Genomic DNA, 1843 nt, shown 5'->3' on the forward strand with positions numbered 1-1843 from the left:
TGCGCAGACCCTTCTTGAAGGTCGGGCGCAGCGGGCGGTCGATGAGGCGGCAGGTGAGGATCGCGTCCTCGCCCGGACGACCCTCGCTGCGGAAGAACGAGCCGGGGATCTGGCCCACGGCGTACATCCGCTCCTCGACGTCGATCGTCAGGGGGAAGAAGTCGAAGTGGTCCTTGGGGTGCTTGCCGGCCGTGGTGGCCGAGAGCAGCATCGTCTCGTCGTCGAGGTAGGCGGTGACGGAGCCGGCGGCCTGGCGGGCGAGGAGTCCGGTCTCGAACTTCACGGTGCGCTGGCCGAACTTGCCGTTGTCGAGAACCGTCTCGACGGCGGAGATCACGGGCTCGTTGGAATGTGCTTCAGTCAAGGGTTCGTCCCTTTGCTTCGCGGAGCGAGCCGCGGCGTCCCGCCTCCTGGCGGGAGTCCTTCCGATGATCGGAAGGGAGATCCGCCATGAGGGGCCGGTCTTCGATCGAGGCCCGCAGATCCGGCTCTCCTCGTGAGAGACGCGGATCGTGAGAGCCACTACCGAGGACCGGGCCAGAACGTGCGGGTCGCTCCTGGTTTGCAGGTGTTCAGTTAGGTGTTCGTGCGTCTTCGGGAAACGAAGTCTGTTCCGACACTATCGGGATCGGCCCGATATGCAGAACCGCGCTGGACGCCGCTCCAGAGGGGCGGCGTCCAGCGCGGGTGGTCCGAGGGCGTCGCACGTCTCGGTGCTCCTGCGTGTGCGGCCGCAAGGCGGAGGCCCGAAGGCGGCCTTGGAGCGGAGCGGGCCGTCAAGGGCCGACAACGCAGCGGACGCTCCGCAGGAGCAGCGAGTCAGCGACGGAGGCCCAGACGCTCGACGATAGAGCGGTAGCGAGCGATCTCGGTCTTCTGCAGGTAGTTGAGCAGGCGGCGACGCTGGCCGACGAGCAGCAGCAGACCACGACGGCTGTGGTGGTCGTGCTTGTGCGTCTTGAGGTGCTCGGTGAGGTGGCTGATGCGGTGGCTGAGCAGCGCGATCTGCACCTCGGGCGAGCCGGTGTCGCCCTCGGTCGTGGCGTACTCGGCGATGATCTTCTTCTTGGTCTCCGCGTCGGTACCGATCGACATGCGGGCTCCTTCCGGCCCTCGCGGGCTCTGTCGTTGCGCGGCGCGCCGGGGCCTGTTCACCCGGGCACTCTGGTTCCGCGGCCGTTGGACGGCGTGTCGCCCCTGGAGGCAACCTGAGAACTCTAGCGCGGAGGCGGGCTGGCCACCGAATCCGTGTGTGATCATCGAGCGGTGGTACGCCGACTCGGATCGCTCCTCGCCCTGGTCCTGTCCGTCACGGTACTCGCCTCGGTGCGGGTCCCCGTTCAGGCAGCGACGCCCTCGTGGGCCGCGCTGCTGCCCGACGCGACCAGCCAGGTGGTGCGGACCGTGTCCAGCCACGAGTTCTGCCGACGGGTGTGGTGCACGGTCACCCAGGCCTGGGAGCGCGACGCGGACGGCGCCTGGACCCAGGTCCGCGAGTTCCGCTCGACGATCGGCAGCCGCGGCTGGGGCAAGCAGCGGGAGGGCGACTACCGCTCCCCCGTGGGGGTCTACCGGATCAAGGTCACGTTCACGACCGGCAGGACCAACCCCGGCGACATGCCGTGGAAGCGACGTCGGCCGACCTCGGTGGTCTCGGCAGCGGCGGGGCCGAACTACAACACCTGGTTGGAGGTCGCGGGGGTCACCAGCGGCGACCGGCCCTCGATGCGCTCGGGCTGGGTGGTGGACTACAACCACGTGCGGCTGCGGCCGGGCGTCGGCCCGCGCCCCGTGCCCGGCAAGGGCAGCGGGATCTTCTACCACACCTCCAAGCCCGGGCACC

Annotated in this window: 2 protein-coding genes and 1 pseudogene; 1 reads left to right on the forward strand and 2 read right to left on the reverse strand. The window is 69.2% G+C overall.

Going from position 1 to position 1843, the window contains the following annotated elements:
- Positions 1–364: pseudogene (locus Q0L15_RS10245) on the reverse strand (polyribonucleotide nucleotidyltransferase); the annotation flags it as partial.
- Positions 365–819: 455 nt separating this feature from the next.
- Positions 820–1095, reverse strand: coding sequence for a 30S ribosomal protein S15 (gene rpsO / locus Q0L15_RS10250; RefSeq protein ID WP_090852529.1), 276 nt, complete (start codon positions 1093–1095; stop codon positions 820–822).
- A 171-nt stretch (positions 1096–1266) separates the two neighbouring features.
- On the opposite strand from rpsO, the gene Q0L15_RS10255 reads away from it, so the two are divergent.
- Positions 1267–1843: hypothetical protein (locus Q0L15_RS10255; RefSeq protein WP_296604119.1), on the forward strand; the 577-nt coding region annotated here is incomplete at its 3' end.

The organism is Nocardioides sp. (assembly GCF_024509035.1).
GTDB lineage: Bacteria > Actinomycetota > Actinomycetes > Propionibacteriales > Nocardioidaceae > Nocardioides.